The following is a 20,784-nucleotide window of genomic DNA, read 5'->3' as shown; positions in this document are numbered from 1 at the left end:
CCGGCCACAGCCCTGAACCGAAACCTGGCGGAAGCCGACATGCGCAACGGCAACACGATCGGCTTCTGGACCTGCACCGCGCTGGTGGTGGGCAACGTCATCGGCATGGGCATCTTCGTGCTGCCGGCGTCGCTGGCGCCGTTCGGCTTCAACGCGCTGATCGGCTGGATCATCGTGCTGGCCGGCTGCCTGGTGCTGGCCCGCGTGTTCTCGCACCTGGCTCGCGCCATGCCCGATGCCGAAGGCCCATACGGCTACATCCGCCGCACCCTGGGCGAGTTGCCGGCGTACCTGGCGCTGTGGGCGTACTGGGTGTCGCTGTGGCTCACCAATGCCGCGCTCGCCACCGGCGTGGTCGGCTACATGGCAGTGGTGTTCCCGCCGCTGGGCACGCTCCAGCCGGCGCTGTTCGCGCTCGGCCTGCTGTGGGCGGTGGTGGCGATCAACCTGTTCGGCGTGCGCACCGGCGGCGGCGTGCAGATCGTCACCACCGCGCTGAAGCTGCTGCCGATGCTGGCGATCGCCCTGCTCGGCGGCTGGCTGCTGCTGACCTCGCCGGCGAGCTACACCGCGCACCTGCCCACCACGCCGATCACCCTGGGCGGGGTGACCGCGGCCGCCACCATCGCGCTGTTCGCGATGCTCGGCATCGAGTCGGCCAGCGTGCCAGCGGCAAGGGTGGACGACCCGGCGCGCACCATTCCGCGCTCGACCATGACCGGCACCGTGCTGGCCGCGGTGATCTACATCATCGTCTCCACCGTGCCGCTGCTGCTGATCCACCAGGCGGAGCTGGCCGAGGCGAGCGCACCGTTCGCCCTGCTGATGGACCGCTTTGCCGCCGCCGGCTCCGGGCGCTGGCTGGCGCTGTTCGTGGTGATCAGCGGGCTGGGCGCGCTCAACGGCTGGACCCTGCTGGGAGGCGAGTTGACCTGCACCATGGCCCACAACGGCGTGCTGCCGGCAATGCTTGCACGCAACAACCGCCACGGCGCACCGGCGGTGGCGCTGCTGCTGACCGGTGCGCTCGCCTCGGTGATGATCGCCATGAGCTACAGCAAATCGCTGGTGGCGGCGTTCACCTTCCTCACCCGGGTGGTGACCGCCGCCAACCTGCCGCTCTACCTGTGCTGCGCGCTCGCGCTGATCGTGCTGTGGCGGCGGCGCAGCGCCACCTGCGCCACCTGGCGGGCGCTGCTTGCCGGGGTCACCTGCGTGCTGTTCGTGGTGTTCGCCTTCATCGGCATCGGCCACGAGCCGTTCCTGTACGCGCTGGGGCTGATCGCGGCGGGCCTGCCGCTGTATGCATTGATGCGCCTGCGCCGCCGCGCCGCGCCGTCCACCGAGGTCATTCCGGAATGAGAGATCCACGCTACGACATCCTGTTCGAACCCGTGAGGATCGGTCCGGTCACCGCGAAGAACCGCTTCTTCCAGGTGCCGCACTGCAACGGCATGGGCCACGCGATGCCGCTGGCGCACGCGGCGATGCGCGAGATGAAGGCCGCGGGCGGCTGGGCGGTGGTCTCCACCGAGGAATGCGAGATCCACCCCAGCGGCGACCTCACGCCCTACGTCGAGGCGCGGCTGTGGGACGACCGCGACATCCCCGCGCTGGCGCTGATGTGCGACCAGGTGCACGCGCACGGCGCGCTGGCCGCGCTGGAGCTGAGCCACAACGGCCCCACCGCATCGAACCTGTATTCGCGCGAGGTGCTGATCGCGCCCTCGCACCAGCCGACCAAGTACGGCTATCCGCATCAGGCGCGCGCGATGACCCTGCACGACATCCGCGAGTACCGGCGTTGGCACCGCGAGGCGGCGATCCGCGGCAAGCGCGCCGGCATGGACATCATCTATGTCTACGCCGCGCACGACCTGTCGCTGGCGATGCACTTCCTGCAACGCCGGCGCAACCAGCGCAGCGACGAATACGGCGGCTCGCTGGAGAACCGTGTGCGGCTGCTGCGCGAGGTGCTGCAGGATACGAAAGATGCCGTCGGCGATACCTGCGCGGTGGCGCTGCGCTTCGCCGTCGAGGAAGGGTTGGGCTCCGGCGGCGTGGAACTGGCCGAGGCGCAGGACATCGTGGGCATGCTGGCCGAGCTGCCCGACCTGTGGGATGTGAACCTGGCCGCCTGGTACAACGACTCGGTGCCCTCGCGCTTCGCCGCCGAGGGCGCGCAGGAACCGTTCATCGCGTTCGTGAAGAAGGCCACCAGCAAGCCGGTGGTAGGCGTGGGCCGCTTCACCTCGCCGGATACCATGGTGTCGCAGCTCAAGCGCGGTGTGCTGGACATGATCGGCTGTGCGCGGCCGTCGATCGCCGACCCGTTCCTGCCGAAGAAGATCGAGGAAGGACGCGCCGACGACATTCGCGAGTGCATCGGCTGCAACGTCTGCGTCTCCGGCGACATGACCATCTCGCCGATCCGCTGCACGCAAAACCCGACCATGGGCGAGGAATGGCGCAAGGGCTGGCACCCGGAACGCATCGCGCCGAAGCGCTCGGCCAGCCGCGTGCTGGTGGTCGGCGCCGGACCGGCCGGACTGGAGGCCGCGCGCGCGCTCGGCCAGCGCGGTTACGAGGTGAGCCTTGCCGACGCACGCAGGGAGCTCGGCGGCCGCGTCACCCGCGAGGCGCGCCTGCCCGGCCTCGCCGAATGGGCACGCGTGCGCGACTGGCGCATTGGCCAGATCAACAAGCTGTCCAATATAGCCGTCTATCTCGATTCGGCCCTGACCGCGCAGGACGTGCTCGACTTCGGCGCCGAGCACGTGGTGCTGGCCACCGGTTGCCACTGGCGCCGCGACGGCTACGGCCGCAGCCATGGCTTCGCCATCCCCGGCTTCGCGGACAACCCGCGCGTGTTCACCGTGGACGACCTGATGGACGGCCGCCTGCCGGAAGGCAAGGTGGTGGTGTACGACGACGATGGCTACTACCACGCCAGCATCGCCGCCGAACTACTGTGCCTTCGTGGCTGCGAGGTGATCCACCTCACGCCCGAGGACAGCCTCGCGCCGTGGACGTTGAACACGCTGGATTACCGCCATGTGCGCAAGCGCATGGTCGAACTCGGCATCGAGGCGCTGGTCTCGCACGAGGTCACGGGCTACGCCGGCGGCACGCTCACCATCGAGGACGTGTGGACCCATCGCCAGCGCGAGCTGGCGTGCGACGCGGTGGTCACCGTCACCGCCCGCCTGCCCGACGACGCGCTGTACCAGGAACTCTGCCGCCGCGAAGCCGAGTGGATGGATGCCGGCGTCCGCAGCCTGCGCTGCATCGGCGACGCCGAGGCGCCGGGACTGATCGCCCACGCGGTCTACGCCGGCCACCGCTACGCGCGCGAACTGGAGGAACCGGCCGATGGCGAGGTCGCGTTCAAGCGGCATTTCCACAGCGCGGATACTGACGACCTGCGTCGCCCGCACGGACAACCGCCCGGCGGCCGTTCCCAAGACACGCTCTGATCAAGTCTTTGCCCATCATTCCAGCTAAAGCCGGAATCCAGTGCCTTCACCCGCTGCCGAGGCACTGCATCCCGGCTTGACCAGCCTGCGGCTGTTGAAAAGCGCCTCGCCGGGACGACGGCTTGTTCAGGCCGTTCCTAGCGGAACTGTCGGTTGCCCTGCCCGGCGTGCGCGCGGGCGATCCGTGCGGCCAATTGCCGGCTCAGCGGCGACAGCCAGGTGACCGCCTCGCCGCACAGCAGGTCGAAGCCGGCCAGCCGGCGCCGGCGAAAGCGCAGCAGGCAGGCGTCGAGCGCCCGCACATGGGGCGCCGGTGCCGTCGCGGGCAGCGGCTCGCCTCTTGCCAGCAGGCGATCCCAGCCCAGGTAATCGGTATCCGGCAGCAGGTGCAGGCGCACGCAAGGGCGGCCGTCGCGGTCGATGCCGTCGATCCATTCGCGCGGCCCGTCCGGCGCGACCTCGCAGACCGCCGACAGCCAGTGCACGCGCAGCAGCGGCGCCAGTCTGGGCGTCTCCACCAGCACTCCGTCCGGCTGCTGCGGCAAGCCCGCGCCGCTCTCGGCCAGCGGCATGTACAGCACGCTGCCGAGCGCCGGCAGCGAGACGGCCAGGGTGGCGGGCGTCATGCGCAGCCGGCGCCGGCAGGCGTCGGTACCGATCGCCTGCGGGCACCACTGCAGCAGTTGCCGCCACCACGGACTGAACATCGCCTGCCTCCAGCGACACGAAGAGGGCCACCGGCCCGACGAAGGCGCACGGGCCATCGCCCGCCACGCCAGAAGAACCAGCGTCGCCGCTACTTGGTCAGGATCAGCTTGTCGTTGCGGGTCAGCCGCAGGTGGTACTCGCTGCCATGATGCTGGATCACCAGCTCGCGCTTACCTTCCAGCAGCGCCTGGCTGGAGACGCGCCGGACCAGTGCCGAAGACGGGGTTGGTGGAGCCAGCCGCAGAATCGGGCGCGACGACGGCGGTTGGCGCAAGGACAGGACGGGCATTGGGAGATCCGGCAGCAGCGGTGACGTTTTAGATGATAATGATTCTCATTTGTCTGTCAACCACCTTCCCTCAGGCTGCCTCGACGACCTGCCGGATCCGCTGCGCCATCGCCGAGTCCAGTCGCGGCAGCAGTTCCAGCGCGTCCAGGTTCTGTTCCAGCTGCTCGCGCTTGCTGGCGCCCAGCATCACGGTGGAGACGTGCGGATTGAGCAGGCACCAGGCGATCGCCAGCTGCGCCAGGCTGGTGCCCAGCTCGGCGGCAATCGGCTGCAAGGCGCGCACCTTGCCCAGGCGCTCGTCGCCATGGCCCAGCACGCTCTCGCGCAGCCACTCGTAGCCGGGCTGGGCCAGCCGCGAATCGGCCGGCACGCCGCTGTTGTACTTGCCGCTGAGCAGGCCGGACGCCAGCGGCGACCAGATCGTGGTGCCCATGCCGTAGGCCTCGTACAGCGGCGCGTACTCCACTTCGACCCGCTCGCGGTGCAGCAGGTTGTACTGCGGCTGCTCCATCTGCGGCGCGTAGAAATGGTTCTCGTGGGCGACGCGGTGCGCCTCGTGGATCGCCTCGGCCGGCCATTCGCTGGTGCCCCAGTACAGCACCTTGCCCTGGCGGATCAGCGTGTCCATCGCCGCCACGGTCTCAGCGATCGGCGTGTCCGGATCGGGGCGGTGGCAGAAATACAGGTCGAGGTAGTCCACGCGCAGGCGCTGCAGCGCCTGGTGGCAGGCCTCGATCACATGCTTGCGCGACAGCCCGCGCTGGGTCGGCTGCGGCTTGTCGACCGCGCCGAAGTACACCTTGCTGGACACACACCAGCTGTCGCGCGGGAAGCGCAGGTCGGCCAGCACGTCGCCCATCACCTGCTCGGCCACGCCGTTGTTGTAGGTCTCGGCATTGTCGAAGAAGTTCACCCCGCGCTCGTGCGCCAGCGCCAGCAGGTCGCGTGCCTGCGCGCGCCCCACCTGTTTGCCGAAGGTGACCCAGGCGCCGAACGACAGCGCGGAAAGTTGCAGGCCGGAAGTACCGAGGCGGCGGTAAAGCATGGGGATGCTCCTGTAACGGGAAAGATCGCCAGCATGTCCAATCCACACGCGCGACACAACGGCGTAACCTTGTGTTTCCCCCTGCAGGAGTTCGCCATGTCCTCGATCACGGGCTGGGCCGCCAGCGCGGCCGGCCAACCGCTGAAACTGGCCACGTTCGACGTGGGCGAGCTGGGTGCCGAGGAAGTCGAGGTGGCCGTCGACTACTGCGGCATCTGTCACTCCGACCTGTCGATGATCAACAACGAGTGGGGCAACGCGCGCTACCCGTTCATCCCCGGGCACGAAGTGGTCGGCCGCGTCATCGCGCTGGGCGCGCAGGCCAAGGGGCTCAGCGTGGGCCAGCGCGTCGGCATCGGCTGGACCGCTGAGAGCTGCATGCATTGCCGCCAGTGCCTGTCCGGCGACCACAACATGTGCGCGCAGGCAGTGGCGACCATCGGCGGCCACCACGGCGGCTTCGCCGACAAGCTTCGCGCGCACTGGGCGTGGACGATCCCGCTGCCCGAAGGCATCGACCTGGCCAGCGCCGGCCCGCTGCTGTGCGGCGGCATCACCGTGCTGAAGCCGTTCCTGGCCTACGACATCAAGCCGACCGCGCGGGTCGGCGTGGTCGGCATCGGCGGGCTCGGCCACATGGCGGTGAAGTTCGCCGCTGCGTGGGGCTGCGAGGTCACCGCGTTCACCTCCACCCTGGCCAAGGCCGACGAGGCGCGCGGCTTCGGCGCGCACCACGTGGTCGCCAGCCGCGACAGCGCCGCGATCAAGGCGATCGCCGGCTCGCTCGACCTGCTGCTGGTCACCGTCAACGTGCCGATGGACTGGAACGCGCTGCTCGGCACGCTCGCCCCGAAGGGCCGCATGCACGTGGTCGGCGCGGTGCTGGAACCGATCCCGGTGCCGGCGTTCAGCCTGATCGGCAAGCAGCGCGAGGTCTCTGGCTCGCCCACCGGCTCGCCGGTCGACATCGCCCGCATGCTGGACTTCGCCGCCCGCCACGACATCCGCCCGCAGATCGAGATGTTCCCGATGAGCAAGGTCAACGAAGCGCTGCAGCATCTTGCCGACGGCAAGGCGCGCTACCGCGTGGTGCTGGAGGCGGGAAACTGAGGGTGCGATCGGTCCCCCACCTGTTCAATACACCCAGGGAATCAACCGCCAGGTATGCCGGCAGTACTCACGATAACTGTCGCCGAAGGCTTCACTGAGCGCGCCTTCCTCCTCACGGATGCGGTAAAGGTAGATCGCCGGCGTGACCAGCACGATTACCAGCAGGCTGAACCCGTTGCCCAGCGCCAGTCCGAAGCCGGCGAAGGCGATCAGCGCACCGAGGTAGCTCGGGTGACGCACGTGGCGATACAGTCCTGTCACCTTCAACTCATGGTCTGCCCGCACCGCCACATTCGGCGTGTGGAAACGTCCCAGCTGCGCGATCGCGATCGATCGCACCGCCACGCCCACACCCATCAGCAGCAGACCGAACACTTGCCACGCCGGGGAATGCAGGGCACCCAGCGGCGTGAATGCCAGGCCAATGCTGACCACCCACACCAACGGTCCGGCGATCATCAATGCGCGCAACGAGGAACGGTCGCGATTCTCGGCCTGCCCGGTCATGCGCCGGAACACCACGATGGCGTCGATGAAAATCCACACGAAGAGGATGAGGATGGCGAGGTTGCGCAGGACAGGCATGGCAGGTTTCTGGCCTTCGACGTGATGCCGACGCCGGGATCATAGCCGCATTATCTGGCCGCCCGCCGAAGCCGGCCGGATCGAATGCGGGGCTGCCTGTCCGGAAACCTTTCCACGAACTTTCGAGTCGATTTACACCGCACCGAGTCTCGCGCACTACTAGAGCCCCGATGTTCCTCAGTGTGTCAACGACATCGCCAGGCCCAACACGACGGCAGCAAAGATACCTGCCACCACATCGTCGACCATCACGCCCATGCCGCCCTTCACGCGCCGGTCCAGCCAGCGGATCGGCCACGGTTTCCATACGTCGAACAGGCGGAACAGCACAAAGCCGGCCAGCACCATCCACCACGCGAATCCGCCGGGCGGCAGCAGCGCGGGAACCAGCAATGGCAGCAGCGCGATCCACTGGCCGATGAATTCGTCCCACACCAGGCTGCGGTGGTCGGCCACGCCCAGTGCTCGGCTGGCCACATCGCAGGCCCACACGCCGATCGCGAAGCCGGCCACGATGACCAGCAGATAGAACGGCAGCGACAACTGGCGCAGCAGCAGCCAGGGCAGCAGTGCGGCCAACGAACCGAACGTACCCTGCGCCACCGGCGCCAGGCCCGAGCCGAAGCCGCAGGCCAGCCAGCCGGCCGGCGTGGCCAGCAGGGCGCGCCGCTGGTCCGCGCTGAGGTTCTTCTTTGCGCTCACGCGAAATGCTCCCAGCCCGCTCGATCAATCGCCAGCCACGAGCCGTCGGCGCCACGCACGCGCACGCCTTCGCCTTCCACGATGCGGCCGATCTTCGTGGCGCCGCAGCCGAGCCGGGCCAGGCCGGCCTGCAGCTCGGCCACGCGGGCCGCCGGCACGGTGAAGCACAATTCGTAGTCGTCGCCGCCACTCAGCGCAAAGTGCAGCGCCGTGGTGTCGTCATACAGCTCCAGCAATGCCGACGAGCGCGGCAGCAAGGCGGCCTCGATCTCCGCCGCGACGCCGCTGGCGGTGCAGATATGGCCGAGGTCGGCGAGCAGGCCGTCGGAGACGTCGACGCAGGCCGTGGCCTGCCCGCGCAGGGCGATACCGGTGGCGAGTCGCGGCGTCGGCCGGTTCAGCCGCTCGATCAGGAAACCGCGCAGCCCGGCGCGGCCATCGTCTTCGCGCGGCAGTTGCTGCACGGCATGCAAGCCGGCGGCCGCGTCGCCCAGCGTGCCGGTGACCAGCACCGCGTCGCCGACCCGTGCGCCGGCGCGGGTCAGCGCCTGGCCCGGCGGCACGAAACCGTGCACGGCCACGCTGATCGTCAACGGCCCGCGGGTGGTGTCACCGCCGACCAGGGCCAGCCGGTGCGACCGCGCCAGCTGCGCGAAGCCTTCGGCAAAACCTTCGACGAAGGCCGCATCCGCACCGGGCAGCGTCAGCGCCAGCAGCGCCCAGGCCGGGCTGGCGCCCATCGCGGCGAGGTCGGACAAATTCACCGCCAGCGCCTTCCAGCCTAGATTGGCCGGCGCGGTGCCGCGCGGAAAATGCACGCCCTCGACCAGGGTGTCGATCGCCACCGCCAGTTCCTTCCCCGCTGGCACCGCCAGCACGGCGGCGTCGTCGCCGATGCCGAGGCGTACGTCGTCGCGCGCTTGCGCGGTATGTTGGCGGATCAGTTCGATCAGGTCGAATTCCATCGGGGAATCCCCACGCAAGGTCAACGGCTGAACACGAGGGTGGGACTGTCGTGATAGGTCGACGGTTGCCACAGACGGAAACCGGCTTTTTCCGCGACCCGGATCGACGCCTGGTTCTCCGGCGCGATGATGCACACCACGCGCCGGTCGGGAAACTGCAGGTCGGCCCAGGGCGCGATCGCCGCCACCGCCTCGCTCGCATAGCCCTTGCCGTGCACCTGCGGCGCCAGCACCCAGCCGCACTCCAGCATGCCGCGCAACGAGGGCTGCAGTTCGCGCGCCAAGTCGGCGAAACCGACGTCGCCGACGTAGCGACCGCTGGCTTTCTCCTCGACGGCCCAATAGCCGTAGCCGAGCAGGCTCCACAGCCCGCGATACTGCAGCAGGCGCTTCCACACTTCCTCGGCGGTGAACGGGCGCCCACCGATGTGGCGGGTGACCGCGGGATCCGACCAGATCGCCGTGCAGCTGGCGTGATCGCCGGCCTGGTGCGCGCGCAGGCGCAACCGCGCGGTCTCGATTTCCGGCACCTGCCCGTCCGGCGCCCCCGTAGCGCCCGGCATCAGCCGCGCTTCTCGACCGCGCGCAGGTCGCCGGCCAGCTTGTCCAGCACGCCGTTGACATAGCTGTGGCCGTGGTCGGCGCCGAAGCGCTTGGTCACCTCGATCGCCTCGTTGATCACCACGCGATACGGCACGTCGGGGCGAAACTTCAGCTCGTACGCGGCCAGCCGCAGCGCGGCGCGTTCGATCGGGTCGACCTGCGCTACCTCGCGATCGAGGTGCGGACGCAAGCTGGCGTCCAGTACGTCGACGTTTTTCTCCACGCCGTGCAGCAGATCTTCGAAATAGTCGAGGTCGGCCACTTCCATGTCCTGTTCGTGGCGGAACTGCTCGATCACCGCGTTCATGTGGCTGCCGGAGAGCTGCCACGCATACAGCGCCTGCAAGGCGCGGCGGCGGGCACGCGAGCGCGCGGCCAGGTCGATGCCTTGCGGGGCGTGGTGCATCACAGCTTCCCGTACAGGTTGACCATTTCCAGTGCGGCCATCGCAGCGTCGGCGCCCTTGTTGCCGGCCTTGGTGCCGGCGCGCTCGATCGCCTGCTCGATGCTGTCGGTGGTCAGCACGCCGAACGCCACCGGCACGCCGGAATCCAGCGCAGCCTTGGCCAGGCCCTTGGCACATTCGCCGGCGACGAAATCGAAGTGCGGGGTGGCGCCGCGGATCACCGCGCCCAGCGCGATCACCGCCGCGTACTTGCCCGAATTCGCCAGCTTGTGCGCGGCCAGCGCGATTTCCCACGCGCCTGGCACGCGCACCAGTTCGATCGCGTCGTCCTTCACGCCGTGGCGCAGCAGCGCATCGCGCGCACCGGCCACTAGCGGCTCGACGACGAAGCCGTTGAAGCGACCGGCGACGATGGCGAAACGGCCTTTCGGGGTGGCGAAATCGCCTTCGATGGTCTTCATTGCGGTTTCCTTGAGTGGGCGTGCGGCCCATATGGAGCGGGCATTTTACGGGTTTGGCCGTCCGCCTGCTCGCGCAGGCTCCCTCCCCTGCTCGCAGGGGAGGGTTGGGGTGGGGTTCGCTCTTGATCTTCAAGAAGAGCTTTACCCCCTCCAACCTCCCCCTGCACGCAGGGGGAGGAGCCGCGCTCAAACGCCGGGCGGCAAATGCGGATAGCCGCTGAAGGATAGCCGCGCCTCGCCGCCCGCGACGCGCAGCCGCGCCGGCGCGCCGAACGGCAGGGTGCACTTGTCCGGCTCGTGGCCGATCGGCAGGCCGCCGAGCACCGGCACGCCGCTGACCCGGCGGATCTGCGCGAAGCTGTCGGCCAGGTCGTAGCCGTTGTCGTAGCTGCTGGGCCGGCACTGGCTGAAATGGCCCAGCAGCAGTGCGCGCTGGCGCCCCAGTACGCCCGACAGCTGCAACTGGTACAGCATCCGCTCGATCCGGAACGGCGGCTCGCCGACGTCCTCGACGAACAGGATGCCGCCGTCGATGCCGCGGCCGTCGACGCCCGGGAAATACGGCGTGCCGAGCAGGCTGCACAGCACGGCCAGGTTGCCGCCCCACAGCGGCCCCTGGACGTCGAGCTCGGCGTCGGGCGCGGTGGCCCATTCGACTTGCGCCGAGGGCGCACGCACGGTGCCCCAGAAGTGCTGCCAGGTGAATGCACTGAGCGTTTCGGCACCGAAGTCGGCGCCCAGCATCGGGCCGCTGAACGTGCACAGGCCGCTCTTCGCATGCAGCGCCAGCTGCAGCGCGGTGAAGTCGCTGTGGCCGACCAGCACGGTGCTGCTGCCGCTGAGGCATTCGCGCAGGGCGTCGTAATGCAGCTGCGCCAGCAGACGCGTGGCGCCGTAGCCGCCGCGGATCGCCAGCGCGATGTCCGGCAACTCGCCCGCGGTAGCCAGCGCGTTGAGGTCGGCAGCCCGCTGCGCGTCGCTGCCGGCATAGCGCAGCTCGCTGCGCTCGAGCACCTCCAGGCCGTCCACACGGCAGCCCGCCGCCTGCAAACGCTCGACGCCACGCGCCATCGCCAGGCGATCGTGCGGGTAGCCGGAAGGGGCGATCAGGCGGATGCGGGTTTCAGGCATGGGCTGGGCCGCTGAAAGAAAGCTCGATTATGCGGTGACGACGCGGTTACGGCATGGCAGGACGATAGCCTCGGAATGACGAACCTGCTGTCGTAGGAGCCCGCTGGCGGGCGATGCTTTGGCTTTTGCGAATCCCGAATCCCGAATCCCGGCCCAAAAGCATCGCCCGCCAGCGGGCTCCTACATGGAGGAGAACGGATTAGACGTATTCGACCACTTCGAGCCCGAAACCGCCCAGCCCCACCAGCTTGCGCGGCGTGCCCAGCACGCGCAGGCGGTGCACGCCGAGGTCGGCCAGGATCTGCGCGCCGAGGCCGAGCTGGCGCCATTCCTGCTGCTGCGCTTCCTCCGGCGCCTGCTTGCCCGGCTGGCGGCTGAGCCGGGCCAGCAGCGCTTCGGGCGTGTCCTCACCGGACAGCACCAGCAGCACGCCGCGGTCCTCGTCGGCGATCCGGCGCAATGCCGCAGTGACCGTGAGGCCGAGGTCGTCGCGCTTCAGGTGCAGCACGTCGGACAAGGTGTTGCGCACGTGCACGCGAGTCAGCGCCGGCGCGCCATCGTCGACCTTGCCGCGCACCAGCGCGTAGTGCAGGCCGCGACGGATCGCATCGCGGTAGGCCACCAGCCGGAACGGACCGAACTCGGTCTCCACCGCTTCCTCGTGCACGCGCTGCACGGTCTTCTCGGTTTCGAGGCGATAGCGGATCAGCTCGGCGATGGAACCGATCTTCAGGCCGTGCTTGCGCGCGAAGATCTCCAGCTCCGGCCGGCGCGCCATCGAACCGTCCTCGTGCAGGATCTCGATCAGCACCGCCGACGGCTCCAGCCCGGCCAGCGCGGCCAGGTCGCAACCGGCTTCGGTATGTCCGGCGCGGGTCAGCACGCCGCCCGGCTGTGCGGTGAGCGGGAAGATGTGGCCGGGCTGCGACAGGTCCTGCGGCTTCGCGTCCGACTTCACCGCGACCTGGATCGTGCGTGCACGGTCGTGCGCCGAGATGCCGGTGGTGACACCCTCGGCCGCCTCGATCGAGACAGTGAAGTTGGTGTGGTAGGCCGAGGTGTTGTCGCTGACCATCGGGCGCAGGCCGAGCTGGCGCGTGCGCTGCTCGGTCAGCGTGAGGCACAGCAGGCCGCGCGCCTCGCGCACCATGAAGTTCACGTCCTCGGGCCGCACCATCTGCGCGGCCATGATCAGGTCGCCTTCGTTCTCGCGGTCCTCGTCGTCGAGGATCACCACCATGCGGCCGGCGCGGATGTCTTCGAGGATTTCGGGAATGGTATTGAAAGCCATGGCGTGTATCCGTGTGATGGTTCCCTTCTCCCATTGGGAGAAGGTGCCCCGAAGGGGCGGATGAAGGTACGGGCGGAGCGAGGTATCGTGGCTTCGCACGGACCCTCACCCCAACCCCTCTCCCGGCGGGAGAGGGGCTTCAAATCAGGCGAAGCCGTGCTGCTTAAGGAAGGCCTCGTCCAGCTTCGGCGTCTCGCCCCGCGACAGCAGCCGCTCGATATAGCGCGCCACCACGTCCACCTCGATGTTCACCGCATCGCCCACGCGGCGCGCGTGGAACGCGGTGTGCTCGACGGTGTGCGGGATCAGGTTGACGCCGAAGCGGTTGCCGGCCACCTCGTTGACGGTGAGGCTGGTGCCGTCGATGCAGACCGAACCTTTCGCCGCGATGTAACGCGCCAGCGCCGCCGGCACCTCGAAGGTCCAGCGCTGCGAGCGCCCGTCCGGCGCGATCGAGACCACCTTGCCGAGGCCGTCGACGTGGCCGGAGACCAGGTGCCCGCCAAGGCGGTCAACCAGGCGCAACGCCTTTTCCAGGTTCACCGGGCCACCGGCCTTCAGCTGGCCCAGCGAAGTGAGCGACAAGGTCTCGTTGGAGACATCGGCGCTGAAGCCATGCGGCTCCAGCGCGATCGCGGTGAGGCACACGCCGGAGACGGCGATCGAGTCGCCCAGCTGCGCGTCGCCAAGGTCGAGGTCGGCGGTATCGACGTGCAGCCGCACGTCGCCGCCGCGCGGTTCGAGCCGCGCGACGCGGCCCACGGACTGGATGATGCCGGTGAACATCAGCGCTCCCCCGGCCGGAGGATGGCGAACCGCATGGATGCACTGCATTTCATGAAACGTATCCCGCAGCATGTTGAGCGAGTACGCCCCAAGGCATGAGGCACGGCGCGCGCCGTGCAGCGCCCGCCTGCCGTCTTCTCTTTATCCGGACTGTGAGGAAGCGATCGCCCGCTTCCAACCGTCGGCTCCGGCATTCGACCGGATCTGCTGACCTCACGGCGGTTGCCGTGAGCGCTCGCGGGCTCGCCCCCAAACCGTAAAAACCGGGGCCTACCGCCGGTGGGGAATTTCGCCCCGCCCTGAAGACGCTATGTAATGTCTGCCGGCATCGCCGGCTGGCGAAGTCTAGCACCGTCGCCACGCCGGCTCGCGTGCCGCCATGGCGAATGCAGCGTTCGCCATGGCGCACACCCGGGCGGGTCACGCCGGGCGCAGCTGCAGCCGCCAGTCGGCACCTAGCATGCGCTGGTCGACCACCCGTAGTTGCCAGCGCCGCGCCATCTCGTCGAGCGTGGGCAGCCGCAACAGCGGGCGCGCGCCGTCGCCCAGCAGCAGCGGGGCGACGTAGAGCAGCAGCTCGTCGACCAGGCCGGCGGTGAACAGCGCGCCGCACAGGGTCGGGCCGGCCTCCACCTGAACCTCGTTGCAGCCGCGCCCGGCCAGCAGGACCAGCGCTTCGCGCAGGTCGAGCGCGTCGTCTGGCGTGGCCAGCGCCACCCGCTCGACCCGCGCGAAGCGGTCGTCCTTGCAGGAAGCCGCCTCCCCGTGCAGCAGCAGGGTTGGCGCGGAACCGTCCAGCACATGGCTGCCGGCCGGCGTACGCAACCGGCGGTCCAGCACGACGCGCAGCGGCGGCATGAACTCCGCGTCGTCGGGCAAGCGCACGGTGAGCCGCGGATCGTCGCCCAGCACGGTGCCGCTGCCGGTGAGGATTGCCGAGCTGCGCGCGCGCCAGCGCTGCACGTCGGCGCGCGCGGCCGCACCGGTGATCCACTTCGATTCGCCATTGGCCAGCGCGGTGCGCCCGTCCAGGCTCATCGCCAGCTTCACCCGCACGAACGGACGGCCACGCTCGATCCGGCTGAAGAAGCCGCAGTTCAGCGCAAGCGCCGCTTCGCGCATCAGGCCGGGTTCGACGGTGATGCCGGCGGCGCGCAGCTTGCCGATGCCGCGGCCGTCGACCTGCGGGAACGGGTCTTCGGCCGCAATCACCACCCGCCCGACGCCGGCGGCCACCAGCGCATCGGCGCATGGTGGCGTGCGCCCGTGGTGCGCGCACGGCTCCAGCGTCACGTAGGCGGTGGCGCCACGCGCCCGTTCACCCGCCTCGCGCAGCGCGAACACCTCGGCATGCGGCTCGCCAGCGCGTCGATGAAAGCCAGTGCCGACCACCTCGTCGCCATGCGCGATCACGCAACCCACCCGCGGGTTCGGCTGGGTGGTGTACAGGCCGTGCTCGGCCAGGCGCAGGGCATGCGCCATATGGGTGTGATCAGTGCCGGAAAATGTCATACGTCCATTGTAGGAGCCCGCTGGCGGGCGATGCTCTTGGGGCCGGGATTCGGGATTCGGGATTCGTAACGGCAAGAGCATCGCCCGCCAGCGGGCTCCTACGGTTTGCGCTTGCCGCCGCCTAGCAGGGGCAACTGCAATTCGGACAAACCCGGCAGGTCGCGCTCGAGTTTCTCGATCTCCTCGCGGAACGCATGCACGTCCTCGAACTTGCGGTAGACCGAGGCGAAGCGCACGTAGGCGACCTGGTCGAGGTTTTTCAGCTCGCGCATCACCAGCTCGCCGACCTGACGCGACGGCACCTCGCGCTCGCCGCTGCGGCGCAGGTCGTTGACAATGGCGCGTACCGCCGCGTCCACCGCGTCGCTGGTCACCGGCCGTTTCTGCAGCGCGCGCTCGAAACTTACCCGCAGCTTGCGCTCGTCGAACGTCTCGCGCCGCTCGCCGCTCTTCACGACCGTCGGCAGCTTCAGCTCGGCCGTCTCGAACGTGTTGAAACGCTCGCCGCACTGCGGACACTCGCGCCGACGGCGCACGGTGCTGCCGTCCTCGGTGAGCCGCGAGTCGATCACGCGGGTGTCTTCGTGCTGGCAGAAGGGGCAATGCATTCAGCGGCGGGATTCGGGATTGGGGATTCGGGATTCGGAAAAGCGGGAAGCCCGCGAGACCGGGACTCTTCCGAATCCCGAATCCCGTCTCCCGAATCCCGGCCTCTCAGCCATACACCGGATACTTCTTGCACTGCGCCGTCACTGCCTCGCGCACGCGGGTGATCACCGCCGCGTCGGTCGGCGCATCCAGCACGTCGCAGATCCAGCCGGCCAGTTCCACACAGTCCGCTTCCTTGTAGCCGCGGGTGGTGGCGGCGGGGGTGCCCACGCGCAGGCCGGAGGTGACGAACGGCTTTTGCGGGTCGTTCGGCACGGCGTTCTTGTTGACCGTGATGTGCGCCTTGCCCAGCGCGGCCTCGGCGTCCTTGCCGGTGATCGGCTTGCCGATCATGTCGACCAGCATCAGATGGTTCTCGGTGCCGCCGGAGACGATCTTGTAACCGCGTTCGATGAACGTCTTCGCCATCGCCTTGGCGTTCTTCACCACCTGCGTCTGGTATTCCTTGAACGCCGGCTCCAGCGCTTCCTTGAACGCCACCGCCTTGGCCGCGATCACGTGCATCAGCGGGCCGCCCTGGATGCCGGGGAATACGATCGACTGCAGCTTCTTCTCGATCTCCTCGCCGGCGCCCTTGGCCACGATGAAACCGCCGCGTGGGCCACGCATGGTCTTGTGCGTGGTCGAGGTGACCACGTGCGCATGCGGCAGCGGGCTCGGATACACGCCGGCGGCGACCAGGCCGGCGACGTGGGCCATGTCGACGAAGAACAGCGCGCCGACCGAATCGGCGATCCGGCGCATGCGCGCCCAGTCGATGACCTGCGAGTAGGCGCTGAAGCCGCCGACCAGCATCTTCGGCTGGTGTTCGGTGGCCAGGCGCTGCAGCTCGTCATAGTCGATCAGGCCGTTCTCATCGACGCCGTACTGCACCGCGTGGAACAGCTTGCCGCTGATGTTGACCTTGGCGCCGTGGGTGAGATGACCGCCGTGGGCGAGCGACATGCCCAGGATGGTGTCACCCGGCTGTAGCAGCGCCAGATACACCGCCTGGTTCGCCTGCGAGCCGGAGTGCGGCTGCACGTTGGCGTAGTCGCAGTCGAACAGCTGCTTCAGCCGCTCGATCGCCAGCTTCTCGGCGATGTCCACGTACTCGCAGCCGCCGTAGTAGCGCTTGCCCGGGTAGCCCTCGGCGTACTTGTTGGTGAGCTTGGAACCCTGCGCCTCCATCACCCGCGGGCTGGCGTAGTTCTCCGAGGCGATCAGCTCGACGTGATCTTCCTGGCGCTGGCCCTCGTCCGCGATGGCCTTGGCCAGTTCGTCGTCATAACCGGCGATCGTGCAGTTCTTCGGAAACATTCTGGCCTCGGCAGGTGGGGAGCGGGTTCAACCGGAAAGTGTAGCGCTGCCGCACGGTTGCGACCACCGCCCGGCCGAGCCACCAGTTGGCCGCGGTAGCGGGCCGCAAACCGCTATAATACGCGGTTTGACGAATTCCCTTTACCGTGGCCGCCTTACCGGCGGCGCGGTGCCCGCTTTCGGAGGTTGCATGAGCTCGCAGTACATCTACACCATGAACGGGGTCAGCAAGATCGTCCCGCCGAAACGGCAGATCATCAAGGACATCTCGCTCAGCTTCTTCCCCGGCGCCAAGATCGGCCTGCTCGGCGTCAACGGCGCGGGCAAGTCCACCGTGCTGAAGATCATGGCCGGCGTGGATACCGACTTCCAGGGCGAGGCGCGCGCACAGCCGGGCACCAAGATCGGCTACCTGGCGCAGGAGCCGGACCTGAATCCGGAGAAGACCGTGCGCGAGGTGGTGGAAGAAGGCGTGTCCGTGGTCCTCGATGCGCAGAAGCGGCTGGAGGAGGTCTACGCCGCCTACGCCGAGGATGGCGCAGATTTCGACAAGCTGGCCAAGGAACAGGAACAGCTGGAAAACCTGCTGGCCGCGAACGACGCGCACGCGCTGGAGCGCCAGCTGGAAGTGGCCGCCGACGCGCTGCGCCTGCCGCCGTGGGAAGCCAAGGTCGGCCCGTTGTCCGGCGGCGAGAAGCGCCGCGTGGCGCTGTGCCGCCTGCTGCTGTCCAAGCCGGACATGCTGCTGCTGGACGAACCGACCAACCACCTGGACGCCGAATCGGTGGACTGGCTGGAGCAGTTCCTGCACGACTACCCCGGCACCGTGGTGGCGGTCACCCATGACCGCTACTTCCTCGACAACGCCGCCGAGTGGATCCTCGAACTCGACCGCGGCCGCGGCATTCCGTGGAAGGGCAACTACACCGAGTGGCTGGAGCAGAAGGACGCCCGCCTGAAGCAGGAAGCGAACCAGGAGAAGTCGCGCCAGAAGGCGATCGCGAAGGAGCTGGAGTGGGTGCGTTCGGCCGCCAAGGGCCGCCAGTCCAAGGGCAAGGCCCGCCTGGCCCGCTTCGAGGAACTGAACTCGGTCGACTACCAGCGCCGCAACGAGACCAACGAGATCTTCATCCCGCCGGGCGAGCGCCTGGGCCAGGAGGTGATCGAGTTCAAGAACGTCACCAAGTCGTTCGGCGACCGCGTGCTGATCGAGGACCTGTCGTTCAAGGTGCCGCCGGGCGCCATCATCGGCGTGATCGGCCCGAACGGCGCCGGCAAGTCCACCCTGATGAAGATGATCATGGGCAAGGAGACGCCGGACTCGGGCGAGGTGAAGCTGGGCCACACCACCAAGCTGGCCTATGTCGACCAGTCGCGCGAGGCGCTCGACCCGAAGAACAACGTGTGGCAGGAAGTGTCCGGCGGCTCGGACATCCTCACCATCGGCAACTTCGAGATCCAGTCGCGCGCGTACATCGGTCGCTTCAACTTCAAGGGCACCGACCAGCAGAAGATCGTCGGCAGCCTGTCCGGCGGCGAGCGCGGCCGCCTGCACATGGCCAAGACCCTGCTGCAGGGCGGCAACGTGCTGCTGCTCGACGAACCGTCCAACGACCTCGACGTGGAAACCCTGCGCGCGCTGGAAGACGCCCTGCTGGAATTCCCCGGCTGCGCGATGGTGATCTCGCATGACCGCTGGTTCCTCGACCGCATCGCCACCCACATCATCGCGTTCGAGGGCGACTCGCACGTGGAGTTCTTCCCCGGCAACTACAACGAGTACGAGGCCGACAAGAAGCGCCGCCTGGGCGACGAAGGTGCGCGGCCGCACCGGGTGAAGTACAAGAAGCTGGCCTGACGTTGGCCCCCTCTCCCTCCGGGAGAGGGTTGGGGTGAGGGTTCGGGGCTTGCGCCGGGTGTGGACGCAGCGCCCCGCCCGCACCCTCATCCGCCCCTTCGGGGCACCTTCTCACCCACAAGGGGACTCCCAAGGTCGCCAAAGGGAGAAGGGGAACCTGGAACGGAGCCACCGATGCACTTCATGTCTTCCCTCCAAGCCGCCTGGCAGCGCAACCACTCGTTGGTCTGCGTCGGCCTCGATCCGGAACCGGCAAAATTCCCCGCGCACCTGCGCGGCGCGCCCGATGCGGTGTTCGCCTTCTGCGCCGCCATCGTCGACGCCACGGCGGACCTCGTCTGCGCGTTCAAGCCGCAGATCGCGCACTTCGCCGCGCTGCGCGCCGAGGACGCACTGGAGCGACTGATTGCGCACGTCCACGCGAAGCATCCCGGCGTGCCGGTGATCCTCGATGCCAAGCGCGGCGACATCGGCTCCACCGCGCAGCACTACGCCAGCGAGGCGTTCGAGCGCTACCGCGCCGACGCGGTGACGCTCAACCCCTACCTCGGCCGAGACTCCATCGCGCCGTTCCTGGAGTGCGCCGACAAGGGCGTGATCCTGCTCTGCCGCACCTCCAACCCCGGCGGCGCCGACTTCCAGGCGCTGGACTGCGGCGGCCTGCCGCTCTACCTGCGTGTGGCCGAGACCGTCGCCCGCGACTGGAACGCCAACGGCAACTGCGCGCTGGTCACCGGCGCCACCTGGCCGGAGGAACTGGGCAAGGTGCGCGCCCTGGTCGGTGACATGCCGCTGCTGGTGCCCGGCATCGGCGCCCAGGGCGGCGACGTGGAGGCCGTACTTGAACACGGCGCCACCGCCGACGGCACGGGTCTGATGATCAGCTCTTCGCGTGCGATCCTCTACGCCGGCCACGACGAGAACTTCGCCGAAACCGCGCGCACCGCCACGCTGAAGCTGCGCGCTCAGATCAACGCCCATCGTTAATCTTGAGTCCAACGTCAGTAGTCGAGACTGCCGCCAAGTTTTCCGCATAGCTTGGCAAGATGGGCCAACGCATTCTTGTAGTCTTTATGCGCTTCCATCACAAACGGGCCGACCTTCACAGGTTGAACGAAGTGTGCTCCAGTCGGATGCAAACCCTTCGACGAGTACAAGTATCGTCTACTGCTCGTACTGAACGGATCAAGCTCATTCATTTTTTTCGCGTACCCACCGGCAAGCAAGGCATTGCCGACTTGTCTGTACAAATCGGGTACCGAAACAGCAGAAATTCTGTTGCCGTCAAACACGACTTCGATGCCGCGTTCACGAGGACTCCTGAGCCTGTGAGACCCCGATGGGTCTTCGCCCCCCCTGCCCTTTTCTGCGGCGCTGTGATCGTCCTTTTTCTTCCATGCTTCCAAAAGCTGCTCAATTACCTCGGGCACTGTTGTTACGAATGCTCCACCCGCGAGCGCCTGCAGCTCCTCGTGAAGGGCCTTTGAGAGTGTGATGGTTGGCATGACTTTCTCCGGAGTACGACATAATGCCGCAAAACCAATTTATAAAATGGTTTTGCGGTTGTCAACTTTGCACTCCGCGGCGGCCACACTCAACACCCCCGGAGTCCTGCTCTACTTCGCTTCGTAGTGGGTGAGTACCGTGCTAGCCAAGCCGGCAACAAAGATGATTTTGCAGCTGCGGTGCACACCGCCGATGCCACGTTGTCCGAAACACTCAACTGGCTTCGCTGATTCCTTCCTGCTGCCAAGCGACTGATGGGTATTCAGCCGCCAGCGCGCCAGGCAGCAGCCGACCGCACAGCCAGCACAGGGGCAGCGCCAGCAGATAACCGTCATGCAGCAGGTGCCACAGCAACACGCTGTCCAGCAGGGCCGCCACCTCG

Annotated in this window: 22 protein-coding genes and 1 riboswitch; of the genes, 5 read left to right on the top strand and 17 right to left on the bottom strand. The window is 68.1% G+C overall.

The window, feature by feature from the left end; all coding sequences use genetic code 11:
* Positions 1 to 39: 39 nt before the first annotated feature.
* Both AC3WTD_RS04570 and AC3WTD_RS04565 read left to right on the top strand, forming a co-directional pair.
* Positions 40 to 1,362, top strand: coding sequence for an APC family permease (locus tag AC3WTD_RS04570; protein ID WP_492613038.1), 1,323 nt, complete (start codon positions 40 to 42; stop codon positions 1,360 to 1,362).
* A complete protein-coding gene (locus tag AC3WTD_RS04565) occupies positions 1,359 to 3,476 on the top strand; it encodes an oxidoreductase (protein ID WP_492613037.1) in 2,118 nt (705 codons plus the stop codon). The genes AC3WTD_RS04570 and AC3WTD_RS04565 overlap by 4 nt, the downstream gene beginning before the upstream one ends.
* Before the next feature lie 137 nt (positions 3,477 to 3,613).
* Here the strand turns inward: AC3WTD_RS04565 and AC3WTD_RS04560 are convergent, their stop codons facing one another.
* The 3 genes from AC3WTD_RS04560 to AC3WTD_RS04550 all read right to left on the bottom strand — a co-directional run bounded on the left by AC3WTD_RS04560 (position 3,614) and on the right by AC3WTD_RS04550 (position 5,518).
* A complete protein-coding gene (locus tag AC3WTD_RS04560) occupies positions 3,614 to 4,183 on the bottom strand; it encodes a hypothetical protein (protein WP_492613036.1) in 570 nt (189 codons plus the stop codon).
* Between the two features lie 89 nt (positions 4,184 to 4,272).
* Positions 4,273 to 4,473: a hemin uptake protein HemP gene (gene hemP, locus AC3WTD_RS04555; protein ID WP_369491100.1), complete on the bottom strand. Its 201-nt coding sequence runs from the start codon at positions 4,471 to 4,473 to the stop codon at positions 4,273 to 4,275.
* Between the two features lie 70 nt (positions 4,474 to 4,543).
* Positions 4,544 to 5,518: a potassium channel beta subunit family protein gene (locus tag AC3WTD_RS04550; RefSeq protein ID WP_369491098.1), complete on the bottom strand. Its 975-nt coding sequence runs from the start codon at positions 5,516 to 5,518 to the stop codon at positions 4,544 to 4,546.
* Between the two features lie 96 nt (positions 5,519 to 5,614).
* Between AC3WTD_RS04550 and ahr the strand changes: the two genes are divergently transcribed.
* On the top strand, positions 5,615 to 6,628 hold the full coding sequence (gene ahr / locus AC3WTD_RS04545) for an NADPH-dependent aldehyde reductase Ahr (protein ID WP_492613035.1): 1,014 nt from the start codon (positions 5,615 to 5,617) through the stop codon (positions 6,626 to 6,628).
* 24 nt (positions 6,629 to 6,652) lie between these two features.
* On the opposite strand, the gene AC3WTD_RS04540 is transcribed toward ahr, so the two are convergent.
* The 12 genes from AC3WTD_RS04540 to glyA form a co-directional block, all read right to left on the bottom strand.
* A complete protein-coding gene (locus AC3WTD_RS04540) occupies positions 6,653 to 7,213 on the bottom strand; it encodes a methyltransferase family protein (RefSeq protein WP_492613034.1) in 561 nt (186 codons plus the stop codon).
* A 177-nt stretch (positions 7,214 to 7,390) separates the two neighbouring features.
* Positions 7,391 to 7,915: a phosphatidylglycerophosphatase A family protein gene (locus AC3WTD_RS04535; RefSeq protein ID WP_492613033.1), complete on the bottom strand. Its 525-nt coding sequence runs from the start codon at positions 7,913 to 7,915 to the stop codon at positions 7,391 to 7,393.
* Positions 7,912 to 8,880: a thiamine-phosphate kinase gene (gene thiL, locus AC3WTD_RS04530; RefSeq protein WP_492613032.1), complete on the bottom strand. Its 969-nt coding sequence runs from the start codon at positions 8,878 to 8,880 to the stop codon at positions 7,912 to 7,914. Before thiL ends, AC3WTD_RS04535 begins: the two co-directional genes overlap by 4 nt.
* A gap of 20 nt (positions 8,881 to 8,900) precedes the next feature.
* Positions 8,901 to 9,443 (bottom strand): GNAT family N-acetyltransferase, encoded by a 543-nt coding sequence (locus AC3WTD_RS04525; RefSeq protein WP_027493785.1) that lies wholly within the window; start codon positions 9,441 to 9,443, stop codon positions 8,901 to 8,903.
* Complete coding sequence (nusB, locus tag AC3WTD_RS04520) at positions 9,443 to 9,889, bottom strand: transcription antitermination factor NusB (RefSeq protein ID WP_027493786.1); 447 nt, start codon at positions 9,887 to 9,889, stop codon at positions 9,443 to 9,445. Before nusB ends, AC3WTD_RS04525 begins: the two co-directional genes overlap by 1 nt.
* Positions 9,889 to 10,350: a 6,7-dimethyl-8-ribityllumazine synthase gene (gene ribH, locus AC3WTD_RS04515; protein ID WP_027493787.1), complete on the bottom strand. Its 462-nt coding sequence runs from the start codon at positions 10,348 to 10,350 to the stop codon at positions 9,889 to 9,891. The genes nusB and ribH overlap by 1 nt, the downstream gene beginning before the upstream one ends.
* A gap of 186 nt (positions 10,351 to 10,536) precedes the next feature.
* On the bottom strand, positions 10,537 to 11,481 hold the full coding sequence (gene ldcA / locus AC3WTD_RS04510; RefSeq protein ID WP_492613031.1) for a muramoyltetrapeptide carboxypeptidase: 945 nt from the start codon (positions 11,479 to 11,481) through the stop codon (positions 10,537 to 10,539).
* 199 nt (positions 11,482 to 11,680) lie between these two features.
* The gene (gene ribB, locus AC3WTD_RS04505) at positions 11,681 to 12,772 is read right to left on the bottom strand and encodes a 3,4-dihydroxy-2-butanone-4-phosphate synthase (protein WP_027493079.1); all 1,092 of its coding nucleotides are present in this window, start codon (positions 12,770 to 12,772) and stop codon (positions 11,681 to 11,683) included.
* 144 nt (positions 12,773 to 12,916) lie between these two features.
* Positions 12,917 to 13,558 (bottom strand): riboflavin synthase, encoded by a 642-nt coding sequence (locus AC3WTD_RS04500; protein ID WP_492613030.1) that lies wholly within the window; start codon positions 13,556 to 13,558, stop codon positions 12,917 to 12,919.
* 128 nt (positions 13,559 to 13,686) lie between these two features.
* Positions 13,687 to 13,869, bottom strand: a riboswitch (FMN riboswitch).
* A gap of 109 nt (positions 13,870 to 13,978) precedes the next feature.
* Complete coding sequence (ribD, locus tag AC3WTD_RS04495; RefSeq protein WP_492613029.1) at positions 13,979 to 15,040, bottom strand: bifunctional diaminohydroxyphosphoribosylaminopyrimidine deaminase/5-amino-6-(5-phosphoribosylamino)uracil reductase RibD; 1,062 nt, start codon at positions 15,038 to 15,040, stop codon at positions 13,979 to 13,981.
* 128 nt (positions 15,041 to 15,168) lie between these two features.
* Positions 15,169 to 15,678, bottom strand: coding sequence for a transcriptional regulator NrdR (gene nrdR / locus AC3WTD_RS04490; RefSeq protein WP_027493082.1), 510 nt, complete (start codon positions 15,676 to 15,678; stop codon positions 15,169 to 15,171).
* 106 nt (positions 15,679 to 15,784) lie between these two features.
* Positions 15,785 to 17,038, bottom strand: a complete 1,254-nt coding sequence (gene glyA / locus AC3WTD_RS04485; RefSeq protein ID WP_492613028.1) for a serine hydroxymethyltransferase — start codon at positions 17,036 to 17,038, stop codon at positions 15,785 to 15,787.
* A 190-nt stretch (positions 17,039 to 17,228) separates the two neighbouring features.
* Here glyA and ettA point away from each other — a divergent pair, with 190 nt between their 5' ends.
* A complete protein-coding gene (ettA, locus tag AC3WTD_RS04480; protein ID WP_008435933.1) occupies positions 17,229 to 18,896 on the top strand; it encodes an energy-dependent translational throttle protein EttA in 1,668 nt (555 codons plus the stop codon).
* Positions 18,897 to 19,070: 174 nt separating this feature from the next.
* Positions 19,071 to 19,883 carry an orotidine-5'-phosphate decarboxylase gene (gene pyrF, locus AC3WTD_RS04475; RefSeq protein ID WP_492613027.1) on the top strand — a complete coding sequence of 271 codons (813 nt, stop codon included), beginning with the start codon at positions 19,071 to 19,073 and terminating at the stop codon, positions 19,881 to 19,883.
* A gap of 14 nt (positions 19,884 to 19,897) precedes the next feature.
* Here the strand turns inward: pyrF and AC3WTD_RS04470 are convergent, their stop codons facing one another.
* Both AC3WTD_RS04470 and AC3WTD_RS04465 read right to left on the bottom strand, forming a co-directional pair.
* Positions 19,898 to 20,401 (bottom strand): hypothetical protein, encoded by a 504-nt coding sequence (locus AC3WTD_RS04470; protein ID WP_492613026.1) that lies wholly within the window; start codon positions 20,399 to 20,401, stop codon positions 19,898 to 19,900.
* 214 nt (positions 20,402 to 20,615) lie between these two features.
* Positions 20,616 to 20,780: a hypothetical protein gene (locus AC3WTD_RS04465; protein WP_185754659.1), complete on the bottom strand. Its 165-nt coding sequence runs from the start codon at positions 20,778 to 20,780 to the stop codon at positions 20,616 to 20,618.
* Positions 20,781 to 20,784: the final 4 nt, after the last annotated feature.

The organism is Rhodanobacter sp. FW106-PBR-R2A-1-15, assembly GCF_058789735.1.
This window is presented reverse-complemented; position numbering and strand designations above follow the sequence as displayed.